Annotated in this window: 23 protein-coding genes and 1 pseudogene; 18 read left to right on the top strand and 6 right to left on the bottom strand. The window is 60.5% G+C overall.

The genetic code is table 11. The annotated features are described in order from the left end of the window. The first annotated feature begins 54 nt into the window (after positions 1 to 54). The 4 genes from D6860_RS14720 to ccmI are packed head-to-tail and all read left to right on the top strand — an operon-like array spanning position 55 to position 4,248. On the top strand, positions 55 to 2,055 hold the full coding sequence (locus tag D6860_RS14720; protein ID WP_012187039.1) for a heme lyase CcmF/NrfE family subunit: 2,001 nt from the start codon (positions 55 to 57) through the stop codon (positions 2,053 to 2,055). An 8-nt stretch (positions 2,056 to 2,063) separates the two neighbouring features. After that, positions 2,064 to 2,630: a DsbE family thiol:disulfide interchange protein gene (locus tag D6860_RS14715; protein WP_009807483.1), complete on the top strand. Its 567-nt coding sequence runs from the start codon at positions 2,064 to 2,066 to the stop codon at positions 2,628 to 2,630. Beyond that, positions 2,627 to 3,100, top strand: coding sequence for a cytochrome c-type biogenesis protein (locus D6860_RS14710; RefSeq protein ID WP_009807484.1), 474 nt, complete (start codon positions 2,627 to 2,629; stop codon positions 3,098 to 3,100). The genes D6860_RS14715 and D6860_RS14710 overlap by 4 nt, the downstream gene beginning before the upstream one ends. Beyond that, positions 3,097 to 4,248, top strand: coding sequence for a c-type cytochrome biogenesis protein CcmI (ccmI, locus tag D6860_RS14705; protein ID WP_008327282.1), 1,152 nt, complete (start codon positions 3,097 to 3,099; stop codon positions 4,246 to 4,248). Before D6860_RS14710 ends, ccmI begins: the two co-directional genes overlap by 4 nt. A gap of 28 nt (positions 4,249 to 4,276) precedes the next feature. Here ccmI and D6860_RS14700 read toward each other — a convergent pair whose 3' ends face one another. Beyond that, positions 4,277 to 6,406: a protein-disulfide reductase DsbD family protein gene (locus D6860_RS14700; RefSeq protein WP_009807485.1), complete on the bottom strand. Its 2,130-nt coding sequence runs from the start codon at positions 6,404 to 6,406 to the stop codon at positions 4,277 to 4,279. 283 nt (positions 6,407 to 6,689) lie between these two features. Continuing rightward, positions 6,690 to 6,992: a DUF2933 domain-containing protein gene (locus D6860_RS14695; protein WP_007803398.1), complete on the bottom strand. Its 303-nt coding sequence runs from the start codon at positions 6,990 to 6,992 to the stop codon at positions 6,690 to 6,692. 194 nt (positions 6,993 to 7,186) lie between these two features. Here D6860_RS14695 and D6860_RS14690 point away from each other — a divergent pair, with 194 nt between their 5' ends. From D6860_RS14690 to D6860_RS14660, 7 genes are all read left to right on the top strand, one after another. After that, on the top strand, positions 7,187 to 7,708 hold the full coding sequence (locus D6860_RS14690) for a L,D-transpeptidase (protein ID WP_229673415.1): 522 nt from the start codon (positions 7,187 to 7,189) through the stop codon (positions 7,706 to 7,708). Positions 7,709 to 7,736: 28 nt separating this feature from the next. Continuing rightward, positions 7,737 to 8,195 carry a c-type cytochrome gene (locus D6860_RS14685; protein ID WP_007803401.1) on the top strand — a complete coding sequence of 153 codons (459 nt, stop codon included), beginning with the start codon at positions 7,737 to 7,739 and terminating at the stop codon, positions 8,193 to 8,195. A gap of 369 nt (positions 8,196 to 8,564) precedes the next feature. Then, positions 8,565 to 9,158 (top strand): c-type cytochrome, encoded by a 594-nt coding sequence (locus D6860_RS14680; RefSeq protein WP_007803403.1) that lies wholly within the window; start codon positions 8,565 to 8,567, stop codon positions 9,156 to 9,158. Between the two features lie 2 nt (positions 9,159 to 9,160). Then, positions 9,161 to 10,078: a c-type cytochrome gene (locus D6860_RS14675; RefSeq protein ID WP_007803405.1), complete on the top strand. Its 918-nt coding sequence runs from the start codon at positions 9,161 to 9,163 to the stop codon at positions 10,076 to 10,078. A 43-nt stretch (positions 10,079 to 10,121) separates the two neighbouring features. Then, a complete protein-coding gene (locus D6860_RS14670) occupies positions 10,122 to 11,516 on the top strand; it encodes a multicopper oxidase family protein (protein ID WP_007803406.1) in 1,395 nt (464 codons plus the stop codon). Further along, the gene (locus D6860_RS14665; protein ID WP_007803408.1) at positions 11,513 to 11,995 is read left to right on the top strand and encodes a c-type cytochrome; all 483 of its coding nucleotides are present in this window, start codon (positions 11,513 to 11,515) and stop codon (positions 11,993 to 11,995) included. The genes D6860_RS14670 and D6860_RS14665 overlap by 4 nt, the downstream gene beginning before the upstream one ends. Position 11,996: 1 nt before the next feature. Continuing rightward, on the top strand, positions 11,997 to 12,728 hold the full coding sequence (locus D6860_RS14660) for a DsbA family protein (protein ID WP_009807488.1): 732 nt from the start codon (positions 11,997 to 11,999) through the stop codon (positions 12,726 to 12,728). Positions 12,729 to 12,770: 42 nt separating this feature from the next. Here the strand turns inward: D6860_RS14660 and D6860_RS14655 are convergent, their stop codons facing one another. Continuing rightward, positions 12,771 to 12,971: a heavy-metal-associated domain-containing protein gene (locus D6860_RS14655; RefSeq protein WP_007803412.1), complete on the bottom strand. Its 201-nt coding sequence runs from the start codon at positions 12,969 to 12,971 to the stop codon at positions 12,771 to 12,773. A 152-nt stretch (positions 12,972 to 13,123) separates the two neighbouring features. Here D6860_RS14655 and D6860_RS14650 point away from each other — a divergent pair, with 152 nt between their 5' ends. After that, positions 13,124 to 15,571, top strand: coding sequence for a heavy metal translocating P-type ATPase (locus D6860_RS14650; protein ID WP_128549243.1), 2,448 nt, complete (start codon positions 13,124 to 13,126; stop codon positions 15,569 to 15,571). A 48-nt stretch (positions 15,572 to 15,619) separates the two neighbouring features. Continuing rightward, complete coding sequence (locus D6860_RS14645) at positions 15,620 to 16,957, top strand: APC family permease (protein ID WP_007803442.1); 1,338 nt, start codon at positions 15,620 to 15,622, stop codon at positions 16,955 to 16,957. Between the two features lie 7 nt (positions 16,958 to 16,964). On the opposite strand, the gene D6860_RS14640 is transcribed toward D6860_RS14645, so the two are convergent. Continuing rightward, entirely contained in the window at positions 16,965 to 17,609 is a 645-nt protein-coding gene (locus D6860_RS14640) for a hypothetical protein (protein WP_007803445.1), read from the bottom strand. Positions 17,610 to 17,718: 109 nt separating this feature from the next. On the opposite strand from D6860_RS14640, the pseudogene D6860_RS14635 reads away from it, so the two are divergent. The 3 genes and pseudogenes from D6860_RS14635 to D6860_RS14625 form a co-directional block, all read left to right on the top strand. Next, a pseudogene (locus tag D6860_RS14635) lies at positions 17,719 to 17,838 on the top strand (IS5/IS1182 family transposase); the annotation flags it as partial. Continuing rightward, the gene (locus D6860_RS14630; protein WP_007803446.1) at positions 17,826 to 18,548 is read left to right on the top strand and encodes a cytochrome c biogenesis CcdA family protein; all 723 of its coding nucleotides are present in this window, start codon (positions 17,826 to 17,828) and stop codon (positions 18,546 to 18,548) included. The pseudogene D6860_RS14635 and the gene D6860_RS14630, both read left to right, overlap by 13 nt. A 193-nt stretch (positions 18,549 to 18,741) precedes the next feature. Beyond that, complete coding sequence (locus tag D6860_RS14625) at positions 18,742 to 19,407, top strand: L,D-transpeptidase (RefSeq protein WP_007803448.1); 666 nt, start codon at positions 18,742 to 18,744, stop codon at positions 19,405 to 19,407. 47 nt (positions 19,408 to 19,454) lie between these two features. Here D6860_RS14625 and D6860_RS14620 read toward each other — a convergent pair whose 3' ends face one another. Then, positions 19,455 to 19,742 (bottom strand): hypothetical protein, encoded by a 288-nt coding sequence (locus tag D6860_RS14620; protein ID WP_369817429.1) that lies wholly within the window; start codon positions 19,740 to 19,742, stop codon positions 19,455 to 19,457. A 345-nt stretch (positions 19,743 to 20,087) separates the two neighbouring features. Here D6860_RS14620 and D6860_RS14610 point away from each other — a divergent pair, with 345 nt between their 5' ends. Then, positions 20,088 to 22,274, top strand: coding sequence for a heavy metal translocating P-type ATPase (locus tag D6860_RS14610; protein ID WP_007803450.1), 2,187 nt, complete (start codon positions 20,088 to 20,090; stop codon positions 22,272 to 22,274). On the opposite strand, the gene D6860_RS14605 is transcribed toward D6860_RS14610, so the two are convergent. Then, positions 22,268 to 22,543 carry a hypothetical protein gene (locus D6860_RS14605; protein ID WP_012187175.1) on the bottom strand — a complete coding sequence of 92 codons (276 nt, stop codon included), beginning with the start codon at positions 22,541 to 22,543 and terminating at the stop codon, positions 22,268 to 22,270. The two genes, D6860_RS14610 and D6860_RS14605, sit on opposite strands and share 7 nt — an antisense overlap. 97 nt (positions 22,544 to 22,640) lie before the next feature. On the opposite strand from D6860_RS14605, the gene mntR reads away from it, so the two are divergent. Next, entirely contained in the window at positions 22,641 to 23,099 is a 459-nt protein-coding gene (gene mntR / locus D6860_RS14600; protein ID WP_008327326.1) for a manganese-binding transcriptional regulator MntR, read from the top strand. Positions 23,100 to 23,126 lie beyond the last annotated feature (27 nt).

Here is a 23,126-nt window from a genome sequence, read left to right as displayed (position 1 = left end):
GACGCCAAAGCCGTCCGACGCGACGCCCACCGACGCTGAATAGGAAAGAACGCCATGGTCCCGGAAATTGGTCACTTCGCACTGGCCCTCGCACTGGCGCTTGCGCTTGTTCAGAGTGTTCTACCGATTGCAGGTGCGTCGCGTAGAAATGCCGTCTGGATGAAATCCGCCCAGGCGACGGCAATAGGACAAGTGCTGTTTGTGGCCATCGCCTTCGCAGCGCTGATGCAGGCTTTCATCGTCAGCGATTTTACCGTCAGGAACGTCGTCGAGAACTCCCATTCGCTCAAGCCAATGCTCTACAAGGTGGCCGGGACCTGGGGCAGCCATGAGGGTTCGCTGCTGCTCTGGATCCTGATACTCGCGGTGTTCGGCGCGGGCGTCGCCTGGTTCGGATCGAACATCCCCGCCGAGACCAAGGCGCGCACCTTGTCGGTGCAGGCGTGGATCAGCGTCGGCTTCCTGTCCTTCCTGCTGCTGACGTCGAACCCCTTCGAGCGGGTGTTTCCGCCGCCGCTCGACGGCAATGACCTCAACCCGTTGCTTCAGGACATGGGTCTCGCCATGCACCCGCCGCTCTTGTATTTCGGGTATGTCGGCTTCTCCATCGTGTTTTCCTTTGCCGTTGCGGCTCTTCTGGAAGGGCGCGTCGATCCGGCCTGGGCCAGATGGGTCCGCCCGTGGACATTGGCCGCGTGGGTCAGCCTTACGGCAGGTATCGCTCTTGGATCGTGGTGGGCCTATTATGAACTGGGCTGGGGCGGCTGGTGGTTCTGGGACCCGGTCGAGAACGTGAGCTTCATGCCCTGGCTTCTGGGCACGGCGCTGCTGCATTCCGCCATCGTCACCGAAAAGCGCGACGCGTTCAAAAGCTGGACCATCCTACTTGCCATCCTGACTTTCTCGCTTTCGCTGCTCGGGACGTTCATCGTCCGGTCAGGCCTGCTTACATCCGTGCATGCCTTCGCCGTCGATCCAGAGCGCGGGCTTTACATTCTGGGTCTGCTGGCCGTGTCCATCGGTGGGTCGCTGGCGCTCTACGCCTGGCGGGCGCCCGAAATGGAGCCGGGTGGTCTGTTTCGCCCGATCAGCCGCGAGGCCGGGCTGCTCGTGAACAACCTCATTCTGGCCGCCGCTACGGGAACGGTCCTGTTCGGGACGCTTTATCCACTGATCCTGGAGGCTGTCACCGGGGACAAGATCTCGGTCGGTCCACCTTTCTTCAACGCGGCCTTCATTCCGATGATGCTGGCACTGGTCGTGTTCATGGGTCTTGGTCCATTCCTGTCGTGGAAGCGGGCTGATATCGCCGGTTTGCTCGATCGCATCCAATTCGTGGCCGTGCTGGCGGTCATTGCAGCCTTGGCCGCATGGTATCTTCTGAACGGTGGGCCGATCATGGCCTATCTTGCCATCCTCGGCGCAGCGTGGCTGCTTTTTGCGACCCTGCGGGAATGGGCGCTACGCATCCGTCTGTTCGAGGTTTCCCTTGCAGAGAGCGCGAGACGCGTGCGCAACCTGCCACGCGCCTCTCACGGTATGACGCTTGCCCATGCCGGCGTCGCTGTGTTGATGATGGGGATGATCGGCTCGACCGGATGGAAGAGTGAGGAGATCGTCTTTGCCGCCCCCGGGACCGAAGTCACGATCGCCGGGTTCGACATCACCTTCGAAGGGGCCGCAAAGGTTCAAGGGCCGAACTACATCGCGGATCGCGGCACCCTTGTGGTGCGTCGGGATGGCGAATTGGTCACGACACTTTTCCCGGAACGGCGGTATTACCCGGTCGCGGAAAGCCAGACGACGGAGTCGGCCATCCGCTCCACATTGGCGGGTGATCTCTATACGTCGATTGCAACGCCAGCCTCCGATCAAGTGAACAACGCCGGAGCATGGACCCTTCGGATCCTCTATGAACCGCTCGTCAACCTGATCTGGATCGGCTCGATCCTGCTGGTGATCGGTGGCTGTTTGTCCTTGTCGGATCGCCGTTTGAGGGTCGGGGCGCCGCGCCGTGCCAAACAGCCAGCCACCGATGCCGTTCCTGCCGAGTAGGAGAGAAGATGAAACGTCTCATTGCCGGGCTGCCGTTTATTGCGGCGGTCATATTCGGTGGGTTTTTTCTCTGGGGGCTCAATCCCGACCGGGATCCCAACGAGATCCCTTCCGTCCTGATCTCGCAACCGGCCCCGGCGTTCGACCTCGATCCCGTGCCGGGGTTGGAGACACCCGGCCTGGCCCGAAGCGATCTTGTCGGCAACGAACGACCGGTCGTGGTCAATGTCTTTGCGTCCTGGTGCGTGCCCTGCCGCGCGGAACATGCCGTGTTGACAAGATTTGTCGAACGAGACGGCATGCGGTTGTTCGGAATAAACTACAAAGACAAACCTGAGGATGCCGTGAAGTGGCTCAATGACCTCGGCAATCCCTACGAGCGGATCGGGTCCGACCTGTCGGGCCGGACCGGGATCGAATGGGGCCTGTCGGGCGTGCCGGAAACCTTCATCGTCGATAGCGATGGCACCGTTTTGTTTCGCTATGTCGGGCCGGTCGTGGGTCCGGACGCCGTCGAACGGTTCACGCAAGCCCTGAAGCAGGCAGGCGCACTGCCAAATGGAGCAGGTTCATGAGACAGTTGATTTTCGCGTTTTGCATCGGGCTCCTTCCCTTTGCCGCCAATGCGGTGGAACCGGACGAAATGCTGACCGACCCGGTATTGGAACAGCGTGCGCGGGAGATTTCCAAGGATCTACGATGCGTCGTCTGTCAGAACCAGGACATCGACAGTTCGAACGCGGGTGTGGCGCGGGACTTGCGTCTGCTCGTACGCGAGCGCCTGGTCGTTGGAGACAGCGACGCGGAGGTGATCGAATACATACGGGCGCGGTACGGGGATTACGTGCTGCTGAAACCGCCTCTGGAGCCTGCGACCTACGCGCTTTGGTTCGCTCCGATCGCTTTCGTTCTGATCGGGGTTTTCGTTGGTGGCGGGCTACTGATGAGTCGGCGAAAGCAAGAGGCATTTGAAGACTTGGGCTCGGAGGATGAGAACACCGTGTCCGAAATTCTCAGGCAAAACGAAGCGGGGGATGCGTCATGATCTGGGGTATTTTCGTTCTTTTGACGCTGGTCGCAATCGGAATTGTCCTCTACCCGCTGCTGCTGTCCAAATCGAACACTCTCACCAGAGGGGATGCGGTACCGGCGATCCTCGCCGATCAGATGCGGGAAATCCAACGAGACATGGACCGCGGTTTGATTTCTGAACAGGAAGCTCAAGCGGCCAGACTCGAGATCAAGAAACGGATCCTCGCGACGACCCGCAATTCGGAAGAAAAAGCCGGATCATCCCGTAATGGTGGCAGAGTCACTCTCGTTGTCGCGGCGGTCCTCGCGCCGGTTATTGCCGCGGGCTACTATCTGACGATGGGATCGCCGGAGGTTCCTTCAATGGCCTTCGCTGCCCGTGCAGAGGAGCGGGCACAGACTGATGAAGTGACGGCGCTGGCAATACAACTTCGCGAAAGGCTTGTATCCGATCCGACCGGCGGCCCTAGCGAAGGGTGGATGCTGTTGGGCCAGACCTATCAGCGCATGGGCAGAGCAGCCGATGCCGTCGAAGCCTTCGAAGTCGTTGCCGAACGGGAGGATGCCACCTCCGCGACATTCTCCATGCTGGCAGAGGCTGTCGCGGTTGCCAATGACGGCGTTGTTATTCCACGGGCGAAATTGGCCATTGATCGCGCTTTGGACCTTGACCCATCCAATCCTGCGGCAACCTACTTCGAGTCTCTGTATTACTTTCAGCAAGAAGAGACGCGTAAGGCCTACGATCTGCTTGTTTCACGACTGAATCAGGAAGAGGCTTACGTTCCCTGGATGGAGACCTATGCAGCGCAGATCAACCGGATTGCAGCGGCAGCTGACCTTCCGGTCGTCAATCTACCCAGCGGGCCGACGTCGCAACCAGGCCCGAGTGCCGCAGATGTCGCGGCGGCGTCGGAGATGAATGACGCGGATCGCGCGGAGTTCATCCGATCGATGGTCTCGCGGCTGGCCGAGCGTCTTGAGGATGAACCGGACGATCTGGATGGTTGGATGCGGCTGGCAAATGCCTATACCGTCCTTCAGGAGCCCGATCGCGCCGTTGAGGCCTACCGCAAGGCTGAAGCGCTGTTGGAGCAGCAGCCCGCCAGTGATCCTCGGCGTGCGGCGGTCCGTGCCGCGCTTGAGCGGCTCGGCGGCTGACTACTGCTCGGTGTCCCGGTCGAGCAGGTCACTCCTGTCCGGCAACCTTTGCGGAAACATCCCGACCACTGGCTTGCGCCAAGGCGTTCATCACGTCCTCGGTTTTTAGCAATTCGGACAGCACAATGCCGTTCGGTGCCGATGGTCCGTAGACGGCATTGAAGGGGATGCCGTATCTGCCGAAACTCTCAAGGTAGCGGGAAATGCGCGTGTCCGGGCGTGTCCAATCTGCCTGCATCGCCGTGACTCCAGGCGCTTCAAGCGCGCTCCGGACTGGCTCCCGATCGATGATAAGTGTCTTGTTCGCTTTGCAAGTCAGACACCAGTCAGCGGTCACATCGACAAAAACGACCTCTCCTGCGGACACGCGTTTCGCTATTTCCGAACGATCAAATGCGATCCAAGCCATTGCCAACTGCGGCGTCGAACGCGCAGGTGCTGATTGCTGCAAGAGAGGACCTGCGGCAATGGCCAGGACAAGGCTGGCTATGGCAATAGACCACCTGAATTGGGACTGCACATTCGGGAGAGATAGTATCAGAACGGCGAGACCGGACAACGCCGCGACCGCGATGACAGACGCAAGCCCGGCGACACCGTCGAGCACCCAGAACAGCCACACGGCGGTTGCAAGCAACAAAACCCCCATGACGCTTTTGATGATCAGCATCCATCGACCAGGCTTGGGCATGAATGCGACCAGACGCGGGAACGCGGCGATGACGAGATAGGGCAGGGCGAGGCCGAGCCCGAGGCTCGTAAAGACGATGAGGATGTCCACGCCACGCCCGGCCAAAGCAAAGGCCACCGCGGTGCCGAGGAACGGTGCCGAACAAGGCGTCGCCATGACGGCACCGAACATGCCAGTGAAAAAGTCGGCGGAATACCCGTTGCGTCCTCCGGCCCCTGCAAGCCGCGTCTGCATGCCGTGTGGAAGGGCGAACTCGAACGCTCCGAACAGATTTGCCGAAAAGACGAGCAGGACAGCGATCATCGCCGCAAGAAACAGCGGGCTTTGAAACTGCAAACCCCACCCGACGCTGAGGCCTGCCGTCTGGAGCGCCCAGAGGACGAGCGCCAGACCCCACATGAACGTCATGATGCCGGCGCTGGCAGCGACGAAACCGAACCGGACACGGGTTGTGTCGTGATCGGTGTGTTTGAGCACAGACGACACCTTGATGGACAGCACCGGCAGCACGCAGGGCATCACATTCAGGATCAATCCGCCCAGCAGCGCGATCGCGGCAATCCAGATCAGTTCCATCATGTCCGGTGTCGTGGCGGCCAGTTCAAAGGGTGGTGCTATTCCTTGCGCCACGCGATCCGCGATGATCGTGAAGGCCCGGTTCTCGCCGTCGGTGACGGTAATCGACGGAGCCACTGTCACATCCGTATTCGACGAGAGGATCGGCAAGCGCGCCCAAAGCAAACGATCCTCTTCTCCCAAACGGATATCGGGTTTGCCAAGCGCAACACCCATACCCAGTTCGGGAAACACATCCGGCGACTGGAGTGGTTCATCGACGCGAAGGCTGACGATCAACTCCGTGAGGTCTTCGTCGATGAAGGCATTTGCCTCGCTGACGCCGCTCGTCTTGGCCCCTTCGGGGACGCGCTCGGAAAACGTACCGATCAGCCCAGCCGAAGTGCTGTCGATGACGTTGCCCCGTCCGAGGCGAAGTGACAGGTCAAACTCTTCCGGGACACAGACATTGGAGCACACCAGCAGTTTGACCTGCGCGGAAAGAGTCACAGGTGCGCCGGGATCTTTGAGCGTTATGCGCAGCGGAAAGACGACTTCACCCGCATAACCAAAATTTTCGATGCCGAAGGCGGTGAAGCGCGTCGGGGCGGGCCACATGAATTCGACATCTGCGACGTTTTCGGAACCGCTCCATTCGACCGAAGGCGGTATTCCCACCTCGCCCGCCGACCGCCAATAGGTCTTCCAGTTTTCGTTCAGTTGAAGGTGAAGCCCGGCTGACAGAGTCTGTGTGTTCTCGGGAACGCCGTCCTGTACACTAATGAGATGCGCGGTGAGTGGCGCGCTCTGGTATTCAGCAGAGGTTGCTGCCGCGACACTTCCAGAGACAACGGCCAGGAGCACGAAGGGAATAAGCAAAACCCGTCGCAGGATCAAAAGGCAATCGATCAAGATACCTGCTTCCTTCCCATATTTTCCGCAGATTTCGCCAGGACGGCGGAAATTGCGTCAAAGTCCACCTGTGGCAAAACCCTGACGACCGTCCGCACAGACAATTCGCGCAACGCCAGTCGCAGAAGATGAAAGGGTTCGACACCCATCCGGCAGAAGGTCTGACGCTTGCTTCGTGGACACGATAGCCTTCAGATCTAGGCAGTCTGCAAGGCTTCCCGCGCAACCTCCAAGTAATGTAACCATCAACAGCAATACGAATACCTTTGCTTTCCCTCGCACATCACTGCCTGTTGCGGGCGACGCTAGGAATCACGGAACTTATGGGCTCGGGCGCTTCCTCGATAGTATCGTTTGCCTTGTCGGAATGGCACGATTTCCCCATGAATCTATGCATCACAAGATGCGCTCCAACGCACAACAGGAGCGGGGCGAAAGCCGATGCATTGCCCCACATACCCGCAAGCGTTCCGCCAGCGAGAAAAAAACCGATCACGGGCAACAGCATCACAATGCAACACGCCATCATTCCGTAATGCATGAGCTTGTCTGTAATCGGCTTATTCTTGGGATTTTCGTCGTCCATGACACCCTCTTTGTCTCGTTCCTGGCGTCATTTGCGACCCTCCAGCAGGGTAAGGTCAAGGATACAAATGGATACACTTCTCGCGGCCTTGTCAGGTTGCCTGATGCCGGGTCTCCCGTAAAAGACATGTACAAACCGTAGGCTAGGAGTGTGTCATGACGACATCGCGAAACAACAAGATCAATCGATGAAGCCTGTTGGGGTATGCGGCTGTCGCTTTGGTTGCACCAAGCGTGGTTCGAGCCGAAACCATTCGCCGCAACATTTCTTCTTTCCGAGTTCATGACTGGCAAGACCATTTCGACACGCTCGGCAAAGGGATCATCATCTCAGACACCGTGACGATGGCGCTACAGCACTGGACAGCGGACGGCGAGATGCGGATTTACCCGACATCCGTTCCGCTGACCGACGAACTCACCAAACGCGGTTACACTGAAGTGGTGGAAAAACGCAAAAACCCCAGTTGGGCGCCGACGCCCTCCATGCGGGAACGCAATCCGGAATGGCCGGCACGTATCGAGGGGGGTGATCCGGACAACCCCTTGGGTACTCGCGCACTGTACCTGTCGTGGCAGTACTACCGTATTCACGGGACACAGGACACGCGCAAGATCGGCCGCCGGTCGTCAAACGGCTGCATCGGTTTGTTCAACGAACAGATCGAGGAAGTCTACGAGCGAGCGCCTGTCGGCACTCAAGTCAAACTCATCTGACCCAACGGGCAAGGCGGAAGATACAGGCATGGACAAATTAACTGCGCTGATTGGTGCCGTTTTTGTTATCGGCGGGGGTTTTGCCGTTTGGCAGTTCGTTGGAGCCGAAGATTTAGCGGTTGGCCACTCCATGACGCCACCTGACACAAGCGAGATTGCCGAAGGCGATCCGATCGTCCAGGTCCAGCTGCCTGACGCACTCTCGCAGCAGGCGGCGCTTGGGAAGAACATATTCGAGGCAAAATGTTCCGAGTGTCACGGCGAAAATGCCGCCGGTCGCAACGGTGTTGCGCCGCCTCTCGTGCACAAGATCTACGAACCGAGCCACCATTCGGACATGGCTTTTGTTCTGGCAGCTCAAAACGGCGTCCGTGCACATCACTGGAATTTCGGTAATATGCCTAAGATCGAGGGATTGACCCAAGGAGACGTCAAGATGGTGGCCGCCTATGTCCGCGAATTGCAGCGGGCCAACGGGATCAACTGATGCGTTGGTCGAAGACGAACCGATGGATTCTGTCGGCCGTTTTCGGCCTTTTCCTTGTAGTACTCGGGGTGCCAGAGGCGCCGGTATATCATGGTGAAACGTCGTTGGGGCAGGAATACCATGGTCACGAAGACGCAGGGCCATCGACCGAGGCCTCTGGCCACTGCCATCCAGGCCTCGATTGTTCTGTCCCGGCAGCGTTATTGCTTCAGCCGAACATGGCGTACGAGCCTTCTTTTCTGAAAGCCGTCATGCAAGACGGCGCGATCCAACGAACCGAATTGCGCCCGATCAGCGATCCTCCACCGCCCCGACGGTGGGTCTGATTTCACATCGCTCGAAAAGCAGACCCAAAGAAGGATCGAAGACATGAAAAAGACGACTATCGTAGCGGCAGTGTTGATTGCAGGTACTGCGGTCACGGCATTCGCGCATAGCGGTGCCACCGGCATCGTGAAAGAGCGCATGGATGCCATGCTTGCAATGGGGAAGGCGGTCAAGACCGTGGCCCCGATGATGCGGGGCGAAACGGCCTATGACGCAGAAACAGTGCGCGATGCCGCGCGCCTGTTCCAGCAGCACGCCGGTGAGAGCATGACAAAGCTGTTCCCAGAGGGCACAGGGGGCATGCCCTCGGAAGCCAAGGACGAGGTGTGGACCGACTGGGAGCGCTTCGCGGCATTGGCAAGTCAGCTGGAAGAATACTCTGAGGGCCTGGAACGCGCAGCCGACAATGGATTGGGCGGCATGAGCGGCAATACCTCCATGGATGGCGCCTCGATGATGGGCGGCGGGTCAATGATGGGAGGCGATACAACCATGATGGGCGGGAGCACGATGATGGGCCGAGGCGACATGATGGATGCGGCCGCCATTGCCGAAATGCCCGCCGACGCAGCATTCGCGATGACGACCCAGGTCTGTTCCGCATGCCATGAACGCTTCCGGGCGGAAGAAGACTGACCATGCGCCGGTTCTTGACACTCGTCAGCGGGGCCGCCGTGCTCGGCGCGGCCAGCCTCGGCGTCGTGATTGCATGGCCTGTCGGCAGTGCAGTGACTCCGATTGCAATAGAGGGCAATGTCGACCGGGGCGCATATCTGGCGCGCGCCAGTGGGTGCATTGCCTGTCATACCAATTTTGAAGCGGGCGGCGCACCACTTGCCGGAGGGGCGCCGCTCGAAACCCCGTTCGGAACGTTCTACCCGCCCAACCTGACGACAGACCCGGAACATGGCATGGGCGAATGGACGGCAGAACAGTTCGCAAAAGCCGTGCGGCAAGGCATCGGCCCCGATGGAACGCCGTACTATCCGTCTTTCCCGTACACCTTCTATGCGGATTTTTCTGATCAGGATATCGCTGACCTCTGGGCGGCGTTTCAAACCGTGCCGCCCGTGGACGAGCCTGCACCAGAAAATGATGTCAGCTTCCCATTCGACCAACGATGGGGGCTGAAGCTCTGGCGAGCGGCGTTCTTCTACGATCCGGATACCGAACCGATTGAAGGGCGAAGCGACGCATGGAATCGAGGACGGGAATTGGTGCGCGGTGCGGCACATTGCGGAGCCTGCCATACGCCGCGCAATCTTGCGGGAGGCCGCGATATCGGTGCTTCCTTTGCAGGCAACGCCCAGCTTCCCGGTGGCAGCAAGGCCCCCGCGATACGGCCAAAAGACCTGGTCAAAAATGACTGGACGGTTTCAAACCTCGCTTATGCGCTCCAGACCGGCATCACCCCTTCGGGCGATGCTTTCGGCGGCAGCATGGCGGAAGTGGTTCGCGAGGGAACTCGGTTTCTGACACCTGCCGATCGCGAAGCGATGGCGCTTTTCCTGCTGAACAAGGACACGGTCGAGGCGGAGAACCCCGCGTCGAACTAACACCACGCGGGGGCAACACGCCCCCGCTTTCTCGAGGATCGAAATGAGACAAACACGTCGGGATTTCTTGCGCCATGCAACACTGGCGGCCTGCGCGGCGGCCATCCCGCAGTCGGCTTTTGCCGCGACCCCGTTCGAGGACCTGATTGCCAAGGTTGCACGTCGACAGCTTCTTCCGGACACCTACCCGGAAACAGAGATCTGGGGCTATGACGGCCTCGTTCCGGCCCCGGAAATCAGGGTCACACAAGGCGATCGGGTGCGTCGCAGGTTTCGCAACGAGGTACCCGATCCCAGTTCGGTTCACTGGCACGGAATCCGGATCGACAACGCGATGGATGGCGTTTCAGGGCTGACCCAAGAGGCCGTAGCGCCGGGTGGAACCTTTGACTACGACTTCGTCGTACCGGACGCGGGCACCTATTGGTATCACGCGCATAATCGCTCATACGAGCAAGTCGCGCGTGGTCTGCGCGGTGCCTTGATCGTCGAAGAGGTCGATGGACCGGACATCGACCGCGAGGAAGTCATCGTTCTGGAGGACTGGTTGCTCGACCCTGAGAGCGGGCAGCTGTTCGACAATTTCGAACAGCCCATGATGATGAGCCACGGTGGACGTACCGGCAACTTTATCACGACCAACGGGCGCTATGACCTGACCTTGCCCGCGCAGCGCAACGAGCGCATTCGCTTGCGGATCATCAACGCAGCAAGCGCTCGAATTTTCCCGCTGAGGCTCTCTGGATTCAGTGGCTGGACGGTGGCCGTGGATGGAATGCCAACCGGCCAACCCCAGTCGGTTGACGGCGAGTTGATCCTCGGCCCGGCACAGCGCGTCGACTTAATTGTGGATGTGACCGAAGACGAAGGCGGCACCGCCCAATTGCTTCGCATCGGCGATGATGATCAACTGACCCCGTTGGTGAGTTTTCTGGTCAACGGCACAGCCAGTTCAGTACCAAGAGGCAAGCCACTGCCGTTGCCGCCGAACCCCGCGGCACACGCCCCGGACCTTGCCGATGCGCGTGATTTGCGACTGGTCATGTCCGGCGGGGCAATGGGGCGAATGCAGTCCGCATTGCTTGGCGGGGAACGTCTTGGATTCCGTCAGCTTGCCCAAGCGGGCAAATTCTGGGCCCTGAATGATGTCGCCGAAATGACCTACACGCCACTGGCCGATCTATCCCTGAACGAGCCGGTGCGCCTGAAGATCGAGAACCAGACCGTTTTCCCACATGCGATGCACCTGCACGGGATGCATTTCCGCGAGCTGCGCCCCGACGGCGCGTTCGGGCCGATGCGGGACACGATCCTGTTGGCCGGCAACGAGTCCCGGGAGATCGCCTTTACGGCAGACAATCCCGGCAAGTGGCTGTTCCATTGCCACATGCTCAGCCACGCCGCATCTGGCATGACAACCTGGATACGGGTCACATGAGATATCTCGTTTGGTCCCTTCCGATCACTGTCGCAGCAGCCGCCTTCACGTATTGGCTCTCGACCAGTGCATCCTCGGATGTCGGCAGCGCGTCCAGGGCGGAGAGCTACGACATCGAAGAAGGCGCGTTGCTCTACGCAGAAAACTGTGCGTCTTGTCATGGCGCGGGTCTGGAAGGCCAGCCGGAATGGCGAACGCCCGGCGCGGATGGGCGCCTGCCAGCACCACCACATGATGAGACGGGTCACACCTGGCATCATCCTGACAGCCTGCTCTTCGATTACACAAAACTGGGGGGTGCGGCGCTTCTGGCGCGTCAGGGCGTCGAATTCGACAGTGGCATGCCCGGTTTCGCAGACGTGCTGACCGACCAGCAAATTCACAACATCCTGGCCTTCATCCGGTCCACCTGGCCAGACCGCATCCGCGAAGTCCAGGCCGCGCGGACAGAAGCCGACGAACAACGGGGAGAGAACTAAAATGCGTTTCAGACAAGCCTTCACGACGGTCGCGATAGCTGCCTTGCTTCCGATACCGGCACTCGCGGACGAACTGTCAGAGTCCCGGGTCAAGGAACTTGTGCTCGAGGCAATCCGCGAGAACCCGGAGATTGTCATGGAGGCCGTGGCGATCCTCGAACAAAGGCAGGCGCAAGCGCAGGAGCTCAGTCAGGCCCAAGTTCTGAATGACCAGCGCGATCTGATCGAGAACGATCCGAATGCGCCGGTTCTCGGCAACCTGGAAGGGGACGTCACTGTTGTGGAATTTTTCGACTACAACTGTCCCTATTGTCGGCGGGTCAAACCCGAGGTGCGGGCTTTGATCGAAGACGATCCCAACATTCGCCTCGTCTATCGTGAATGGCCCATTCTCGGAGACGGATCGGTGTTTGCCGCGAAAGCGGCCTTGGCAGCGCGCAAGCAGGACAAATACGAAGAGTTTCACTGGGCAATGATGGGGCTGGAAGGCCGCGCGGAAGAGGCCTCCGTGCTGCGCGTGGCCGAGGAGATCGGCCTGGATATCGCGCAGTTGCGCAAGGACATGGAGGCCCCCGAGGTCGAAGAGCACATTGCGACCTCCATGCAACTGACCCAAGCTCTGGGCTTTAACGGCACGCCGTCTTTCGTGATCGGGGATGCGCTGGTCCCGGGCTTCGTCGAAAAGGCGCAGCTTGCCGACTTGGTCGAGGAAGCCCGCAAAGTCGAAGACTGAAATTCTGTGCCCGGACCACCCTTGGGTGGTCCAGGCACTGCATCAAGCGGCCGCAGGTTCCACGTTGTAGCCCGCATCCCGAATGATCGCTTGGACCTGATCGGCTGGTAACACGCTGTCGACATGCACCTGTCGGGCAGAAAGGTCACATTCTACGCCTGCATTCGGATCTGCGCTCTTCACCGCGCTTTCGATTGCTGCGGTGCAATGCCCACAGCTCATGTCCGGAACGCTGAACTTCATCGGAACCACTCCTTGATCTGATTTCTATCGGTGACATGGGGCTTCCCCCCGCTGGAAGGTCAAGTGAAGAAATTTATTTGGCGCCCTCCCATTGACCCTCCAGTAACTGGAAGCCTCATATTCCACTTCGAATGGAAAAACAGGTGACACATATGCCCGAACCCAAACAGATCAGCCTGCCGATCGAAGGCATGTCATGCGCGTCCTGCGTTGGCAGGGTCGATCGCGCATTGAATGCAATCGACGGCGTAGAGGATGTGTCGGTGAACCTTGCCTCGGAAACTGCTCGCATGAGCGTGGACGCGCTCAAGCGCATTCCCGACATCATCGAATCCCTTCGCGAGCTGGGCTACCCCGCGCGGAAGGCCAGGGCCGAACTCACGATTGCAGCGATGTCCTGTGCCTCTTGCGTCGGGCGGGTCGATAAGGCGCTTGCCGCGGTGCCCGGGGTGGTCGAGGTGAACGTCAACCTCGCCTCAGAGACGGCGACGGTCATTTACGTCGAAGGTCTTGTCACGACATCCGATCTGATCGAATCAAGCGGCGCGGCAGGGTATCCAGCAACCGTGGCAACGGCCCAGGCCGGTGACGACAGAGTTGCGCGCAAGGAGGAAGAGGCTCAGGCGCTTGCCAAACGGGTCACCTTTGCGGCCATCCTCGCCTTGCCGGTCTTCCTGATCGAAATGGGTGGCCACGTCATTCCGGCCGTTCATATGCTGATCGAGACCACGATTGGCCAGCAGACGAGTTGGCTTCTTCAGTTCGTGCTGACGACAATCGTTCTCTTCGGCCCGGGCCGGACGTTTTACACCAAGGGTTTCCCGGCCTTGTTCCGGGGTGCCCCCGACATGAACAGCCTCGTCGCGGTCGGCACCGGGGCGGCTTACCTTTATTCCGTGGTTGCGACATTCGTACCGTCGGTCCTGCCTGACACGCTGCGCACCGTCTATTTCGAGGCGGCAGCGGTCATCGTCGTTCTGATCCTTCTGGGGCGGTTTCTTGAAGCGCGCGCCAAGGGGAGAACGGGCGCGGCCATCCAGAAGCTATTAGGGCTTCAGGCGCGGACTGCACGCGTGATGCGGGACGGAGAAAGCGTCGAGATCGAGATCGATGCGCTGGTTCAGGGTGACATCGTCATCGTGCGCCCTGGTGAACGCATCGCGGTCGATGGCGAGGTCATCGAGGGGACCAGCCGCGTCGACGAAAGCATGCTGACAGGCGAGCCGATCCCCGCTGAAAAAGGTGCCGGAGATACGGTGACCGGCGGGACGGTCAACGGCGCCGGAAGCCTACAGTTCCTCGCCACGCGGGTCGGCGCCGACACGACCCTGGCGCAGATTATTCGCATGGTCGAAGAGGCCCAGGGCGCCAAACTGCCGATCCAGGGATTGGTCGACCGGATCACCTTGTGGTTCGTGCCTGCCGTGATGGCGATCGCGGCGGCGACCGTGCTGGTCTGGCTGTTTTTCGGGCCTGATCCGGCCCTGACGATGGCGCTGGTCGCCGGTGTGTCGGTGCTCATCATCGCGTGCCCCTGCGCGATGGGGCTTGCGACGCCGACCTCGATCATGGTCGGGACGGGACGTGCTGCGGAAATGGGTGTCCTGTTCCGTAAAGGTGACGCCTTGCAGCAACTTGATTCCGTTGATGTGGTCGCCCTCGACAAAACAGGCACGGTGACCGAGGGGCGACCCGCACTGACTGACCTTGTGCTGGCGGAAGGGTTCGATCGCCCAACAACGCTCTCGAAGATCGCTGCCGTGGAGTCGCTCTCCGAGCATCCTGTCGCGGACGCCATCGTGCGGGCCGCGCGGGCCGAGGGCGCACCTCTTGTGGCGGCCGAAGGCTTTCAATCGGTCACAGGTTACGGCGTGCGCGCCGTGGTCGAAGACGTGGAGGTGTTGGTTGGGGCCGACCGCTACATGGCGCGCGAAGGCATTGACGTCTCGGCATTGGCTCCAGAGGAAACGAAGATCGCAAGCAAGGGTCGCACGGCGCTTTACGCTGCCATAGATGGGCGTGTCGCCGCCGTGATCGGCGTGGCCGATCCGGTCAAACCGGCAAGCCGCGCAGCCATCGCAGCGCTGCACGAAAAGGGTCTTGCGGTTGCGATGATCACCGGCGACAAACGCGAAACCGCCGAAGCCATCGCCCGCGAAACCGGTATCGACCACGTCATCGCCGGCGTCCTGCCGGACGGCAAGGTTGCGGCGCTCGACAGTTTGCGCCAAGGGAACAAGCGCATCGCCTTTGTCGGCGACGGGATCAACGACGCCCCCGCGCTCGCGCAGGCCGATGTCGGCATCGCCATGGGCACCGGCGCCGATGTGGCCATCGAAAGCGCGGGCGTCACGCTGGTCAAGGGCAACCTTGATGGTATCGTGCGTGCGCGGCGGCTCGCCCGGGCCACGATGCGCAACATCCGCCAGAACCTGTTCTTCGCGCTGATCTACAACGCCTCCGGCGTGCCGGTCGCGGCGGGAGTTCTGTTTCCCTTCTTTGGCATCCTCATCAGTCCGATGTTTGCTGCCTTCGCCATGAGCGCGTCGTCAATCTCGGTGGTGCTCAATTCGCTGCGCCTTCGCGGCGTTCGTATCTAGAAGCGCGCAACAGCGTTCGGATGAACCAAAATTAAAAGGGGGCCATTTATGCAGAGCGAAAAAGAAACGTACCGCGAAAATTCCATCAGTCTGGGCGGAGCCGTTGCGATGGGGACAGGCGTGATGATCGGCGCTGGAATCTTTGCGTTGACGGGGCAAATCGCGCAGCTCGCCGGCCCGCTTTTCCCGCTTGCATTCATCGCCGGCGCGGTCGTCACAAGCTTCAGCGCCTACAGCTACATCAGGATGTCGAACAAATGGCCGTCCTCGGGTGGCATCGCCATGATCCTGCAGAAATGCTATGGCCCCGGAGCCATCGCGGGCGGGGCCGCACTGCTGATGGCGCTCAGCATGGTGATCGCGGAAAGCCTCGTCGCGCGAACCTTCGCCACCTATGTCCTGCGCCCTTTCGATATCGAAGGTGGCCCATTGGTCCCCGCTCTGGCTGTGGCCGTGATCGTTTTCGCCTTTTTGGTGAACATGGCCGGAAACCGCTCGGTCGGGCTGTTCTCGTTGATCATGGCCGCGATCAAGATCGGAGGCATAGCTCTGTTTGGCATCGCGGCCCTGTGGTCCAGTGGTTTTGCGTTCGCCGCGGCGTCCGAGACCTCACAATCCTACGGGCTCACGGGGTTCATCGCCTCTACGGCGCTGGCCATCCTTGCGTTCAAGGGATTCACCACGATCACCAACAGCGGAGCCGAGATCACTGAACCAAATCGCAATGTTGGCCGAGCGATCATGTTCTCTATCGGAATCTGCGTCGTCGTCTACCTGTTGGTCGCCTACGGGGTCGGTTCGAGTCTCACGATCGAGGAGATCATCTCAGCGCGTGACTATTCGCTGGCACAAGCGGCGCAGCCCGCCCTTGGACAAACCGGCTTCATACTCACGGTGATCCTGGCCGCTGTCGCAACGGCGTCCGGCGTTCTGGCCAGCGTCTTCGCGGTGTCGCGTATGCTGGCGATGCTGACCGACATGGAAATGATCCCGCACAGCCACTTCGGTATGCCAGGTCCCATCCAACGCCACACCCTGGTCTATACTGTCGTCATCGCCGCGACGTTGGCCGTGCTCTTTGATTTAGGCCGGATCGCATCCCTCGGTGCTTTCTTTTACCTCGTCATGGACATGATCATACATTGGGGCGTGTTCCGCTATCGTCGAGCAGACGTCGGCGCCTTCGGTATCGTGCTTTTGACTGCCCTGGCGCTCGATGCGATAGTACTGGCAGCTTTCACCGTGATGAAGCTTCAAAGCGACCCGATGATCGTTCTCTACGCCGCTGTCGGGATGATCGCTGTGTTCGCCTTCGAGCGCGTTTACTTGTCGCAATGGGTGGCACCGCAAGTCGCCCCCGCCCCCGCCCACGCCCACGGTGATTAGCCTGCCATCACCTGGCCTGAAGAGATGCGATGCCTTGTGCGCCGATCGTGATCAGCCCGACCGACAAGGCAAACGCAGCCAGGGCAAGCAGCATCACGCCCGTGTTCATGGGCAAGCGACGTACAACCGGTCCAAGAAATTCCGACCGCCCGAAAGCCGAGACGTAGAGCGGCAACGCGCTTATCATAGTCGCATAGAGGTAAACGCCGGAGATGTTCTCGAAAAACGCCGAACGCGCAAGAGTCGGGGATACAACCGCCAAAGCGGTTGAACGATTGCCGCCGAATGACCCGAACCAGTCGGCAGATAGAACGTATATCAGCACGTGGAGACCTGGAAAGAGAAGGGCTCTGAGCAAGACATCGACCAGCACGAAAAACGCCGTGTCTCTTGAGCCCGCCTTTGGTTGCTTTGTCATAGCGAAAAGGAAAAAACTGACATAGTTGACGGCAAAAACCACGGGCAAACCGTTGGTCGCAACCTGCCTTAGTAAGCGCATGAGTGCCGGTCCGCCGGCAGCAAGAGCCGGAGCAAAGCCCGGAGCCAGTAAGACGTAGAACAACAGGACCGGCAGTAATGCAGCGAAGCTGAACAGCAGGACATTTCTAACAAACTGAGCCGCGGGCATACTGATAGAGAAAAATCTATCCATTGAAATAGCCTGCCATGTGGGCACCACTAGGTCGATGATACGGGGCGTTGTTGCACAAGTCTGACGCCTCAGGATTCCCTTCGCGAACCCATGCTGTTAGCCGCATTCCATGAGCAACCCATCTCCCGCCCGCTATCGTACGACCAACTGGTCCAGCTACAACGCATCGCTGCGCAAGCGGGGGTCCCTGCTGATCTGGGTCGACGAAGACATCACTTGGCGCGCGCCCTCACCGCCGCCCTCCTAGCCGGCACGATATCATTTCTGTCCCCCTGCGTGCTACCTCTTGTGCCAGGTTATGTCTCCTACGTAACCGGGCGCACAGCCGCTGAGGGCGGGGTGGTCGGCGCTTCGCCGTCGCGCGCGGTCTGGCTGAGCCTGTGTTTTGTCCTCGGCTTCTCCACCATCTTCATGGGACTTGGCGCATCCGCGACTGCAATGGGTCAGGCCCTGCTTCGGTGGCGGTATGAACTCAACCTCGTTGGGGGCGGCATCATCATTTTCTTCGGGCTCTTCATGATAGGAGCCGCGCGTGTTTCGGTCATGGAACGCGACTTCCGATTCAATCTCAACATCCCCGGGGGCCAACCCGCTGCGTCCTATGTCCTCGGTCTTGCCTTCGGTTTCGGCTGGACTCCGTGCATCGGCCCGATCCTCGGCGCGATCCTGACAGCCAGTGCGGCGAGTGCCACGATGGGCGAAGGTATCATGCTGCTTGCCGTCTATTCCGCCGGCCTTGGAATACCGTTTCTGATCGTGGCCGGATTCACCGACCAGATCGCGGGACGGTTGCGGGCCATCGGCCGGGTTGGCCGCCGCCTCCACCAGCTTGCGGGCATAGTGATGATCTTGATGGGGCTGGCGATGATGACAGGGCAGTTGAGCGCGCTGTCATACTGGATGCTCGACGTATTTCCGGTTCTGGGACGGATCGGATAGCTCCATTAGTAGCAGCGTCTATTGATAACAGAAAATTTTCTTGAACCTCTAGTAGCTTTAGGAGTTAAGCCACCGACAAAGAACGGCACCATGGAGCAAGTTGCCAATAACGCCTCACTCCTTCCCGGGCGAACAACACTGCGTTCGGGGTAAGGTTCGGTTTGCCGTCCAATGCGTGAACGGAGCAATCTATATGCTGACAAGACGACATTTCATCCAGACGACCACCGCGCTGTTTTCGGCATCGATATCCAGCCCGCTCCTTGCAGACACGTGGCCTACCGATGCGCAGAAGGCAGCTTGGGACGCACAGGTTACACCTCCCGGCTACGACCCGGCCACGTCCAACCCTTGGGGCCTTCACCCTCGCTTCCTGCCACAGCGGGTCCTCGCGAAGGACGGACTTGTACCCGGTGATATCCATGTCGATGCTGTTGCGCGCTATCTCTACCACATCGAAGAAGGCGGCACGGCGATGCGCTATGGCGTGGCGATCGCGCGCGGTAAACTTTACGAACCGGGCACCTATACGATCAAGCGCAAGGTCAGGTGGCCGCATTGGCAGCCGACACAAAACATGATCGACCGCGACCCAGAGCTTTACGCCGATATCGCTGACGGTATGGAACCCGGACCTGAAAACGCGCTCGGATCGCGAGCCCTCTATCTCTTCGTCGGCGACCGAGACACCTATCTAAGGATTCACGGGACACCGTATCCAAGAAGCATTGGCGGCCGTGCGAGTTCCGGCTGCGTCCGAATGGTCATGGCACACATCAATGATCTCTATCCCAACGTCGAGATTGGCTCGACGGCATTCCTGTACTCGGCGGAAGACAGCGTCACCCCGAGAAGTTGACTGGCGCATCATGTGTTACGCGTGGGCTTGACGCATCTATGGGCTGATCAGGACTGGCGCGAAGTGCAGATGGGGTTGCCACCTGCCGAGCGTAGCGGAACCAAGGTGTTTTCCACCGGACCGCTGTGTTCATACCAATAACAGCCATCCTCGGGACGAAGCCGCGCCGTGGTGAGATCCTGACCAGGCGCAGCAAGGGCAATGACGGCCTCGGGAACACTTCCCACTTCGTTGCGAGCGCCGCCGTCGTCCAGCGTTGGCACCGCGCAGCCAGCAAGCACCAATGTCGCTGCGATAATCGGCGCGTTTCGTTTCTGCATGTCTACCTCACTCATTCTGATCGCTTCGTACCGGCAAGCGTTGCTCCAACCGCGTCGTTTCAAGGGGGCGGCTAGCTTCAAGCCTCCGCAGGGCGCCTTTCTTGCTGGACGAATATCCACTTGTTGCCCTTGAAGCTCTAGTTACTGTAGGGGCTATGTCAATGTGGAATCAATGAATCCTGAGGTCAATCCATGTCTTCCGACGGCAACCGCAACGATCACGGCCATCCGGGTGATCAAGAGCATTCTGACCCAAGAGGCAACTCCTGTTGCGACGCCAGCAAGGACGTCGCGTCCACGGCGCCAGCGCCGTCTGGCGGAAGGAGCTTTCAGGTCTCCGGGCTCGATTGCGCCGAAGAGGTGGCGATCCTGAACCGGGTTGTCGGGCCGAAAGTGGGCGGAACCGAACACCTGGCATTCGACGTGATCAACGGGCGAATGACCATCCTCGATAGCGCCGAGAGGATACCAGACGACGAAGTCACGCAGTTGGTCGCAACGACCGGCATGAGCGCCAAGCCATGGGATGCCGACAACGCAGCAGAGGACCAGGCGGCGCATCTGGCACGTCAGAAGCGCTTTACCTCGTTGAGCGGCGGCTTCTGGGCGGCGGGATTCCTTTTTCACATTGTCGAGACCGGCATGGGCGGCGCGCTCGGGCTCTTTGCGGGCCATGGCGAGGTGCCTATGCCTATGGTGGAAGCAGGGATCTTCGCCGTCGCGATTCTTTTTGGCGTCTGGCTTGTCGCGCCCAAGGCCTGGTCTTCGGCGCGGAGGCTTAGCCCCGACATGAACCTGCTCATGGTGGTGGCCGTCGCGGGCGCCATCGGCCTCGGCGAGTTTTTTGAGGCCGCGACGGTCGCCTTCTTCTTCTCGCTTTCGCTTTATCTTGAGAGCTGGAGCGTGGGGCGGGCGCGTAATGCGGTTTCCGCGCTCCTCGATCTGGCGCCGCCAACGGCGCGGGTTCTTTACGACGACGGATCTGAATCCGACGTTCCGGCCGCGGCCGTGGCAGTCAATGCAAGGTTTATCGTGCGCGGCGGCGACCGGATCCCCCTCGACGGTGAGGTCGTGGACGGGGCAGGGGCCGTCGATCAGGCCCCAATTACTGGGGAAAGCGCGCTAGTGCCCAAGGAACCAGGCGACGAGGTCTATGCCGGCACGATCAACGGCGAGGGCACACTGACGGTGCGGGCGACGAAGGCCGCCTCGGACACGGTGCTCGCGAAAATCATTCGCATGGTGGGCGATGCCCATGCCCGCCGCGCGCCGGTCGAACAGTGGGTGGCCAAGTTCGCGCGCATCTACACACCCATCGTGATGGCTTTGGCGATCGCCATCGCGCTGGTGCCGCCACTGCTGCTCGGCGGCGCCTGGGACTACTGGTTCTACAATGCTCTGGTCCTTCTGGTCATCGCATGTCCTTGCGCGCTGGTCATTTCTACGCCGGTCTCCATCGTGGCAGCGCTGACCGCGTCGGCACGGGCGGGGGTGCTCATCAAGGGCGGCGCCTATGTCGAGGCGCCGGGGCGGACCACGGCACTGGCGATGGACAAGACCGGGACGATCACCATGGGCGAGCCTGAGGTGGCGGCGGTTCACCCACTGGTCGGCGTTTCCGCACGCGATCTCATGGCGCTGGCAGCAAGCCTGGAGGCGCGGTCTTCACACCCGCTGGCACGCGCCATCCTCTCGCGCGCCGAAGCCGATGGTGTTTCCGTGTCTGCCGCAGAGGACACCCGTACCGTGCCCGGGCGCGGTCTGGAAGGACGCGCCGACGGGCGCGCTATCTGGCTCGGCTCGGATCGCTTCGCCGAAGAGAAGGGGTTCGGCAATGCCATTCCGGCGGATCTGCGGGATCGGATCGAAGGGGCAGGGAGCACCCTCGTTGCCGTGGGTGACGAGACCGGCGTGACCGGCGTACTGGAGCTTCGCGACCGCATCCGCCCAGATGCAAAGGGGATCGTTGCGCGTCTGCATGCGCAGGGTGTGAAGACCATCGTGATGTTGACGGGCGACAACGAACGCACCGCGCGCGCGGTGGCAGCCGAAGTCGGCATCGACGAGGTGCGCGCCGAACTTTTGCCAGAAGACAAGGTGACGGCCATTGAGGAACTCGTCGAAAGCCACGACATGGTGGCGATGATCGGCGACGGTGTGAATGACGCACCGGCCATGGCGCGGGCGCATTATGCCATCGCCATGGGCGCTGTCGGATCGGATGCCGCGATCGAGACGGCCGACATCGCGCTGATGACCGACGACATCGGCAAGGTACCCTGGCTTATCGGCCATTCGCGCCGTGCCATGACGATCATCCACCAGAATATCGGCATATCGCTGGCGACCAAGGCGCTGTTCGTCGGGCTGACCGCGTTCGGTATGGCCTCAATGTGGGGCGCCATTGCTGCGGATGTAGGCGTGTCTCTGCTGGTGGTCGCCAACGCACTTCGGCTCCTGAACGGCCATCAGGTTGAGGCCGGGCCTTCAGGCGGAGAACCGGTGGGCGAGCAGATGGCGAAAGGAGCACTGGCGCACGGTCATTGATCCGGCGGTTTCGGTAGCTCGATATCGCTTTTGCGGTCCAGCCACGCCAGCGCCCCGACAGAGAATTCCGAACCCCGGTAGGGTTCCGTCCAGGCGGTCTCGATGTCGTCCCAGGGCAGAGGCTCGAGATTTCCAAGAAAGAGCGTCAGACGGTAGGCCGCTGCCTCGGGAAGCCAAGGCGCCTCCTTGGCCGGCGTCGCGGCGACAGGTCCGGACAGGAGGAGCGCACTTGCGAGTGTGGCGAGCAGCACTCTCATAATATTTCGCATCACCACGGCCTCCAAAGTAAAAAGTTAGACATGGCTAACTTATCTACCCGAAGCAAACAAGTTGTCAATCCCGCTGTTTCGCTGCAAAGTCCCGAGTATGACAAAGCTACAATCACAAGGGCGTGAGCCATTCGAAGCGGTCGACCGGGCTCCCGAGGCGCAGGCCGATGGCTTTGCGACCGTGCGTCAGGCACATGAAAGCGAGATGGCGGAGGATTACGTCGAACTGATCGCGGAACTGATCGAGACGCGCGGGGAGGCCAGACCGGTCGAGATCGCCGAGCGGCTTGGCGTGAAGCCGCCGACCGTGACCAAGAACATCTCGCGGCTCAAGGCTGCTGGTCTGGTCCGGCGGGAGCCATACCGCGCGATATTCCTCACCGATGCCGGGCAGGACCTCGCGGAGATCTGTCGACGCCGCCACAGGGTCGTCGTCGCCTTTCTTCTGAGCCTGGGAATCGACGAAGAGACCGCGGAACGCGATGCGGAAGGGATCGAGCATCACGTCAGCGGGACGACATTGGAGGCGTTCGAGCGACGGCTCAATCAGAAATGAGCTCGCCTAGATGCACATTCGCGCGAT

Origin of the sequence: Salipiger sp. D13, from assembly GCF_003703915.1 — a bacterium.
GTDB classification, from domain to species: Bacteria; Pseudomonadota; Alphaproteobacteria; order Rhodobacterales; family Rhodobacteraceae; genus Salipiger; species Salipiger profundus.
The sequence above is the reverse complement of the archived record's forward strand: the minus strand, read 5'-3'. Positions and strand labels throughout refer to the sequence as shown.